Annotated in this window: 3 protein-coding genes; all 3 read left to right on the top strand. The window is 47.3% G+C overall.

All coding sequences use genetic code 11. The features are described 5' to 3' along the window. Positions 1-17: 17 nt before the first annotated feature. Genes BLS49_RS17465 through BLS49_RS17455 form a run of 3 tightly spaced genes read left to right on the top strand, consistent with a single transcriptional unit; the run spans position 18 to position 9,184 of the window. Positions 18-3,995: a non-ribosomal peptide synthetase gene (locus BLS49_RS17465; RefSeq protein WP_091233571.1), complete on the top strand. Its 3,978-nt coding sequence runs from the start codon at positions 18-20 to the stop codon at positions 3,993-3,995. Between the two features lie 48 nt (positions 3,996-4,043). Further along, positions 4,044-8,711 (top strand): non-ribosomal peptide synthetase, encoded by a 4,668-nt coding sequence (locus BLS49_RS17460; RefSeq protein WP_091233568.1) that lies wholly within the window; start codon positions 4,044-4,046, stop codon positions 8,709-8,711. Further along, positions 8,708-9,184: a pullulanase-associated domain-containing protein gene (locus BLS49_RS17455; protein ID WP_091233565.1), complete on the top strand. Its 477-nt coding sequence runs from the start codon at positions 8,708-8,710 to the stop codon at positions 9,182-9,184. The genes BLS49_RS17460 and BLS49_RS17455 overlap by 4 nt, the downstream gene beginning before the upstream one ends. The last annotated feature ends 66 nt before the right edge of the window (positions 9,185-9,250 follow it).

Below are 9,250 nucleotides of genomic sequence, written 5' to 3'. Positions count from 1 at the left end.
TTGAGGAGTGAAGTGCTATGAATTTGGATCTACTGAGTGGAGAACTGGAGGAATACCGGGAGGCTAGGGAGTTCTGGATGAAAATGCTGTCAGATGCTGAGGAAGTCGAGGTGCTTGCACCTGATCGGCCAGTTGGTGTACAGAACCGGGATTCGTTTTACGAGCAGCGTCTGTCGCTTTCATTCACCGCATCTCTTGCGGAGGGGCTCATGAAGTGGTCCAGTGAGAAGGATTCGCTCCTATATGTCATTTTACTGTCGGGAATTATGACGGCGCTTGTTAAGCTTAGATCCAATCCATCTGTCATCGTTGGCTGTCCGACTGTTGATGGCACGAATTGGAGTGAACCTGCAGTGAATCGCGTTCTTCCTATTTATTTGAACATTGAAGGCAGCCAGACGGTGAAGCAATTATGGAAGGAATTGAACCGGACAATTGCTGCTGCGTATGGATATCAATTTTATCCGATTGATCATGTGGGGAGTGAGCAAGGTCTGAAAGCTGCCCACTTGTGTAATGTGGCGTGCGAGCTTGATCCAATGCATGATCCTTCAATTCTTCAAACATGCAGACAGTCTGCTATCAATGGAGCAACGTTTTCTTTTAAAAAATCTGATCAAAAAATATGGGGCGAGCTGATCTACAACGCTGATCTATATTCAGCATCTATGATGCAATCACTTGCGGGTAGCTTTATGCATGTTCTCGATCAGATGGTCGATAATCCGGATTTACAGGTGCGGAATCTTTCGCTTGTGAACAATATTGGTATTCATCAGCTATTGAAGGAGTTCCATCCTAATAAAGGTGAGTTTCCGGCTAACGAGTCCGTAGCTCAGCTTTTTGAGGAACAAGTTCATCTTACACCGGATCGAACAGCTCTGGTCTGTGGTGAAAAAAGATTGAGCTACAGTGAGCTAAATGAACGAGCTGATTGTTTCGCCGCCCAGCTTGCAGAGCTTGGAATAAGACGAGGGCAAGTAATTGGCATTGTTTTTGACCGCACACCGGATGCAGTTACCGCTATGCTTGCAGTGCTAAAAGCCGGAGCGGCTTACTTGCCGATTGATCCAGCTTATCCGCAGGCGCGAATAAACTATATGCTGGAGGATAGCGGTGCTGCTGGCTTGATTACTCCTTCAAAATATGCTGGGCATATATCGTACAACGGATGTATTCTTCTCATTCAACAGAATGGGTTGGAGGCGTTGTCTTCTGGCAGTGAGACCTTTATAGATCAACTGGCGCCACTGCATTGTACGGAAAAGGAAAACACCGCTTATGTCATCTATACCTCCGGCTCCACTGGCATGCCAAAGGGTGTTATGGTAGGTCATCAAGGCATGGCCAATCTGCATACCTTCTTCAGGAACGAGCTAGGCATTAGGGAAAGCGACAAAATCATACAGTTTGCCAGCGCATCCTTCGATGCTTCCATATGGGAGATGTTCATGGCGTTCTTCACTGGTGCAGAGCTTCATTTGATTGAAAAAGAAACGATTGAAAGCTATGAGTCTTTTACAGATTATGTTCGTCGTTCGGGCATCACTGTTGCTACGCTCCCGCCCACCTATGCCTCTCACCTTGATCCGTGCCGGGTGTCGACGCTGCGAATGCTTGTCACTGCTGGCTCGGCGTCTGATCCAGAACTCGCAAAACGTTGGGGGCAGCATATGAAATACATCAATGCATATGGACCAACCGAATCGACGGTCTGCGCGACCTTCTGGCAGACGGATCATCTATCCTTATCGGAAATTGATACTATGCGGGATTATCTGACATCGGTCCCGATCGGCAAGCCGATCCTGAATACAGAGATTTACATCGTAAATCGAGAGGATCATCTGCTTCCGGTTGGTTTCATGGGAGAGCTGTGCATTGGAGGCGTTTCGCTTGCTTTAGGGTATCTTGGCCGTGAGCAGCTAACAGCCGAACGGTTCGTCGAGAATCCTTTTGTACCTGGAGAAGTCATGTATAAGACCGGAGATTATGCGAAGTGGCTGCCAGACGGCAACATTGATTTTCTCGGCAGGATTGATCATCAGGTGAAGATTCGAGGCTTTCGGATTGAAATCGGAGAAATTGAAGTCCAGTTGGTGCAGCATCCGGATATCAGCGAAGCCCACGTAACAGCTAAACGTGATATAGACGGTGAAGCTTGCTTGTGCGCATACTTTTCGCCTTGGAAAGGGAATAGAACCGATGAGTTGAAGGGATGGCTTGCAGAGCGATTGCCTGCTTTTATGCTGCCGCAATATTACTTTCCACTGGAAAAGTTGCCGCTGACGGCTAATGGAAAGATCGATACGAAAGCATTGCCTGACCCTGCGGCGCATGATCCCGGAGGGATGGATGCTGCGGATGATCCAAGCGCGACTGCGACGGAGCGAAAACTTGCGGATTTGTGGAAATTGACTCTCGGCAAGGACCGTGCAAGTCTTGACGATCATTTTTTCAACTGTGGTGGACATTCGTTGAAAGCAGCCACACTGATTACAGAAATCCATAAACACTTTCAGATCCAGCTGACGCTGCGAATGTTGATGGAAGCTCCTACACTTCGGGGGATGGCGGGGGCAATCGATCTAAGTTTGGAGAGCGGATCGCTGCCAGCGATCGAGCCTGCTCAGCCCAGAGATTACTATCCGCTTTCACTAGCGCAGAAAAGGATGTTTATCTTAAACCAATACGAACCGAAGCAATTAACCTACAACATACCTGTTGCTTTGCGGATTGACGGACCTGTGGATAAGGAGAAGCTGCAGAAGGCGCTGCACGAATTGGTTCAAAGGCATGAAACACTCCGAACTTCCTTTATGCTGCATGAGGGTCATCCTGTACAGCAAATTCACACGGAGACGCAGCTGCGCCTTGGATATAGAACTATTCAAGAGTACGAGCCAGGAGACGAGCTTCAGCGTTTCACTCAGCCTTTTGATTTAGCAAAGGCTCCGCTGCTTAGAGCCGAGTTGCTTCATATTAATGCAAACCGTCACGTTCTGTGTCTGGATATGCATCATATCATTTCCGACGGGGTTTCAATGTCTGTCTTGATCGACGATATGATGCGTTTGTACCAGAATGAAGCATTGGAGCCTTTACGGCTGCAGTATAAAGATTTTTCTTGCTGGCAAAATGAAATGCTGGATACGGGCCGTCTTTCAGAACAGGAAGCTTTCTGGTTGAATGAATTCGCGACTCCAGCTCCCCAGCTGCAAATTCAGACCGACTATCTGCGTCAAACAAGCAGTGAGGAAGAAGGGGCAGATGAAGCTGTTAAAATCGTACTTCCGCCTGAGATTGCCAGCGGCCTTCATACACTGGCTGCAAGCACGGGTTCTACATTGTACATGGTTTTGCTATCAGCTTATTCCGTTCTTTTATCCATCTATTCTGGACAGACAGATATTGTCGTGGGAACTCCGGTTGCCGGTCGCAGCCGAGCGGATCTCCAGCCGCTCATCGGCATGTTCGTTAACATCCTGCCGATTCGCAGTAAGCCGGAGTATCATAAGACCTTTTTGGAGTATTTGGCAGAGGTGAAAGAAACGTCGCTTTCAGCGTTAGAACATCAGGATTTCCCGTTCGATGAGCTGGTTCGCAGGCTGAACATCGCCAGAGATGCGGGGCGAAATCCATTGTTTGATGCTTCATTTGCTCTACAGAATATGGATACGGATATACCCGCTATCGACGGCCTGAACATGGAGCCTGTGGACCTCAATTTTTACCAGGCAAAGTTCGATCTTACGCTATGGGCTGAGGAAAAGGGTGCTGAAATTCTACTTGCGCTCGAATACCGAACCCGCCTTTTCAAAAGACAAACCGCAGAGAAGCTACTGCGTGATATGAATCGCCTGATCGGGAAGATCATTGAATCTCCGCATATGCAGGTCGGTGCAATCGATTTGCGAACGAGCGAGGAGATAAAAGAACAGGAGCGACGATTCATTGAGCTGGAAGCCGCGCTGGAAATAGATTTTGAACTCTAGAGACTATAAGCATCACATTATAAAAAAAGGAAGGGGTTTGATCTACACATGAGATTGACTGAGGAGCAAATTGACAAAGGAAGGCGCTACTGGCTGAATCAGTTGTCCGGAGAAGTTTCCCGGACTGTTTTACCGGTACAGTATCCGAAATCTGCTGCTTATGAACAGGCTGTTTACAGACTGGAGGTTCCTCGTCATCTGTCGAGTCAAATGGTCCACATCAGTAAAGGGAAGAAGCTTGCTCTCTATGTAGTGCTGTTGGCTGCATTTCAGGCGTGGCTTGGTAAGATAAACGGTGGTCAGTCGGATATCGCGGTGACAATTCCCGTGCTGCCACTCTCTTCTGAAGACGTATTCGAGAGGCAAATTGTTGTTCGGAATCAATTGCGGTATGAAGCCAGCTTCAGGGAAATGCTGGAACAAGTAAAACAAACCATAACCGAAGGGTACAAACATCAATTTGTCGGAATTAGTGAAATCATTGAGGATTTGGGGTTGCAAAAAGAAGAGGAGTTACGAACGCCTCTTGCGATTGCAATGTCTGGGCTCCACGAAGAGGCTGACATTCGGTTGCTCAGCGAGGGAAGACATGAGGCTGTCGTTGTAGCAGATAGTTTTCCTGAGGGGATTAACCTAAATTTTTACTATAATGCACGATTGTTTGCACCTGAAGCCATGGAGATTTATGCCCGGAGCTATATATTTTCATTGGAGCAATTCCTCGGAACTCCTGACATGAGATTAAACGATGCTTTACTTCTGCCGCAGGAGGAAGGTCAGCGCTTGATCGCAGCGTTTAACGACACTAATGCAGCCTATTCAAGCGAGCTAACCATCCCGGAATTAATTGAAAAGCAAGCCTTGCTTGCTCCGGGTAATGTAGCGGTATGCTCTGAAGGTATAGAAATAACATACGCGGAGCTGAATGAAAAGGCGAATCGGCTTGCTGGTCTGCTTATGAGTCAGGGCATCGGTCCAGGCTCGTACGTTGCAGTGCTGCTGGATCGATCTGTGCAGATGATTATTGGTGTCTTAGGAACTTTAAAGGCAGGAGCCGCTTATGTACCCATCGAACCGGGATTTCCAAAAGCAAGGGTTGAAACGATTCTAAGAAGCCTTCCTATTCGGAGCATTGTTACAAAAACTTCGATCATGCGGTCTTTTCAAGAGTTGATTTGGAAAATAGACACCTTGCAGGACATTGTATACATGGACATAGCGACCGCTCGGCCGCCTGCTGAAGTGGTGGATGTGCGGATGGTCGGAGCCTTGTGGGATAAGGTAGCCGAGGAATCAGTCGATCGTGTTACGGCGGGCGGGTTTATTAGCAGCTATAGTGGTCTTCCCTTCTCCGAGGCCGAGGTGGACGAATATCGTGACCGGGTCGTAGAGCTTGCAAGACCTTATCTCAATAGTCAATCAAACGTGCTGGAAATCGGCTGCGGGTCAGGGCTCATTGCTTTCAGTATCGCACCTATGGTGAATCGTTTTGTTGGACTTGATCCATCCAAGGTGGTGCTGGAGATGAATCGTGTCAGATCGGCAGAGCTTCAGCTTGGGCATACAGAATGGCTGGAAGGCTATGCACTTCAATTGGAAGGGATGGAGGCAAGCAGCTTCGATCTAATCCTTATGGCAAGCACGGTGCAGTTTTTCCCCGGATATTTTTATTTTGAGCAGGTCGTTCGGGAAGCCATGCGTTGTCTAAAGCCAGGCGGGGTCCTGATTATTGCGGATGTCATGGATTTGCGGCAAAAAGAGAGCTTTCAGGATAGTCTTATTCAATATAGGAAGCAGAACTCAATGGCGACCTATGCACGGGGAGTGTCAGACCAGGAGCTGTATTGTGATGAAGATTTTTTTGCTGATTTGCAGGGGCGAATTTCAACCATTGGACATACAGAGGTGTTGCACAGGAAGAAAGGTTTTGAGAATGAGCTGAGATTCCGTTACGATGTTGTCCTCCGAAAGGAGTTAGATGTTGGAAAGGGAGAGAATGACGAGAGCCTGGACGAAAAGGATAGGCTGGTGAGGGGTAGAAAAAGAAGCTGGACACAGGCTCATATCGATCGATGTTCAACATCGAATCCTAGAACGAGCTTAACCTCGGAGGATGAAGCATACATCATCTTTACGTCAGGTACAACAGGCACACCTAAGGGTGTGGTCATTCGCCATAGGCCAGTCATCAATCTAATCGAATGGGTGAATCGAACATTTGGTGTCGGCGCTAAGGATCGATTACTGTTTATCACCTCGCTTTGTTTTGATCTATCCGTCTATGATATTTTTGGAACTCTTGCTTCTGGGGGATCTATTCGTATCGCGTCGGAGGATGAGTTGTCCGATCGTGAGCGATTGCTGCAAATTTTATGTGAGGAAGGGATTACGTTCTGGGATTCCGCTCCGGCCGCCTTGCAGCAGCTTGCAACGTTGCTGGAGATCGATAGCGACGGGGCTATACCGAATCCTGATCTGCGTCTTGTATTTATGAGTGGTGACTGGATTCCGCTGACTTTGCCTGGTGTTCTGGAGAAGCATTTTCCGAATGTGCAGGTTGTTGCTCTTGGAGGAGCGACGGAGGCAACAGTCTGGTCGAATTTTTATCCCATCCGCAAGGTGGAGGAGCAATGGGTCAGCATTCCGTACGGGACACCAATCCAGAATGCGAGATACTATATTTTGGATGCTGAGCTGCAGCCTTGTCCGCCTTATGTTCCCGGAAATTTGTATATTGGGGGCGAATGCCTGGCGTCGGGGTATACAGATGCACGGCTTACAGAGGAACGGTTTATTCGTGATCCATATCGGGAGCGGGAAGCCGCTGATGCTAGGATGTACAAAACAGGTGACTTGGCAAGATGGATGCCTGACGGAGTTATTGAATTCCTTGGACGCAGCGATCATCAAGTTAAAATTCGCGGTTACCGGATTGAGCTTGGAGATATTCAGGCACAGCTCTTGAAGCATCCTCGAGTACTTGAAGCGCTGGTTACGGATTGGATGGATTCGAATGGAAGCAAGGCCATATGCGCCTATTATACTTCGAGCAGTGAGTTGTCTTTGGTAGAATTGAAGGAATATTTGGGGGGGCTGCTTCCAGTTTATATGATTCCTTCTTACTTCGTAGCATTGCCATTAATGCCGATCACTTCTAACGGGAAAATCAATCGCAGTGCACTCCCGGGGCCACAGGACCATATCAGGAACACTTCGCATGAAGCGCCGAGTAATTTACAAGAAGCGACTCTGGCACGGATTTGGGGGGAAGTTCTTGGTTTGGAGCGTGTTGGCGTTACAGAGGATTTTTATTCGTTGGGTGGAGATTCGCTGAAGGCTGTTCAGGTTGTAGCGAAGGCAAACGATTATCAATTCGTAATCAGTTTGAAGGATATGCTGCATTACAGAACCATTCGTGAAATCATTCAATGTGGAGGGATGCGAATCAAGGATGAAGCAGCCGCAGGTATCGCTATAACCGAAGAGGTTGAATCGAAATGTTCATCAGAAGATGCTCCTGTAATGGCATCAACTGCAAGGAAATATAATCTTCAATTTGATGCCAACATCGAAGAGATGCCTTATTACTACCCTTGCGTGATGGGGGCAATGTACACAAAAATACGGTATGAGACCGGTTATCCGATTCCGAGAGGTTTTCTGCCTGTTGGTGGAGGTTTAGGTCTTATCGTGTTTAGTGTACCCCAGTCCGATAAATTGGAAGACCGACTTCAGATCGATGATATTCGGGATATTCCGGGGTTCGACCTCCTTTCCAGACTTGGTATCGAAGGCAAGCCGCAAAGCTTCGGTTCGGTTGAGGAGGGTTTGGCATGGTGTGAAGAACGGATGAGTCAAGGCCAAGCAGTGATCGGAGTTGGCACGACGTATTACTTGAACTATTCCCATGATTATATGGTGGATGAAGATCAGTACGCAAGCCAATTGATGGAGATTGAACTGGGGATTCAACCCCCAGATGAACCAGGGTTCTTTCATTCCCACATGTTCTTGATGGTTGATCATACTCATCTTGGGTACACAGTATATGATAGTACTTATAATTTTTATGGAACGATTTCCGAAGTTGAGTTGAAGCGTTCTTTCGCCGGCGTTGCCAACCTGAAATTTTTACAGCGTTATCCGATCAAATATGCGACATCGCAAAAGGTAGCCTTCGACGTAAGCTTCGAACAATTCCAAGCGATCCCGTTGCAGCAGCTGGCATTGGAGCTTCTTGAGCAGCACATAGACTTTTATACTTCTACTGAACCGCTTGAAGATCCCGCCGAAGGCAAATGGATTTATACCGGTTTGGCGTCTTTTCAGCCCTTCCGCAAGCTGATCGAGGATGCATTTCTCGAGCAGGATTTTCATAAGGAGCTCTACTTGTTCGTGATTTTCTGGATCAGAAAATGGAAATACACCTATATCTTTTTCAGAGATTTCCTGATCGACACATGGTCGCTATTGGAGCTTCCTTCGCTAAAAATGCTGATTGAGAATGTAGAGGAATCGATACAGTATCTAGGTGGAGTATTCGATCGGCTGCAAGATTCCGTAAACAGAATGAATGAACTTCCATCTGCGGAAATGTATACACATTTCCAGATGGTATTGGACGGATTGGAAAGTCTGGGAGCGAAGCAAAGAAAGGTTCTTAACAGTTTGCAGAATGAGTTGATTTCATTTCGAAAACGGAGGGGATTAGAATGAAGACCTTATTATCCGGATTGCTGATAGCAGTATTTTGCTACGTATTATTCGTGCCTTTGGTTAATGCCGAGGGGACAGATACCACTAAAGTAATTATTCATTACACTCCTCAAGAAGGGGATACGAAGGATTGGAGCATATGGGTCTGGGGAGATGAAGCAGAAGGTGCTCGTTTCCCGTTCACAAGCGTGGATGAGAATGGTGTGAAAACAGCCGAAATTGAGCTGCCAGGGAAATTTGCTAAAGTTGGATTTGTTGTCAGCACCGAGGACTGGATTAAGGACGGGGGAGATCAGTTTATCGACATAGTGAACGGCGTGGGTGAAGCTCATGTGACCGGTGGCGCTCTAGATAGCGCGGAGGGAAGCGGAAATGCTCCAATGCTCTGGTTGATTGTAGGCCCGCTGCTTGTGATTATCTATATAACAGTGATGGAGCAGCTGCGTAGGCGGAGACATCCTACAACAGTGTGATGTAAAGTAGTAGAAGATGTTATGTAGGGATAGATTCTTTGAGTGAATATTATTCAAAGATTCTAT

This window comes from Fontibacillus panacisegetis (assembly GCF_900102215.1).
Taxonomy (GTDB): Bacteria; Bacillota; Bacilli; order Paenibacillales; family Paenibacillaceae; genus Fontibacillus; species Fontibacillus panacisegetis.
This window is presented reverse-complemented; position numbering and strand designations above follow the sequence as displayed.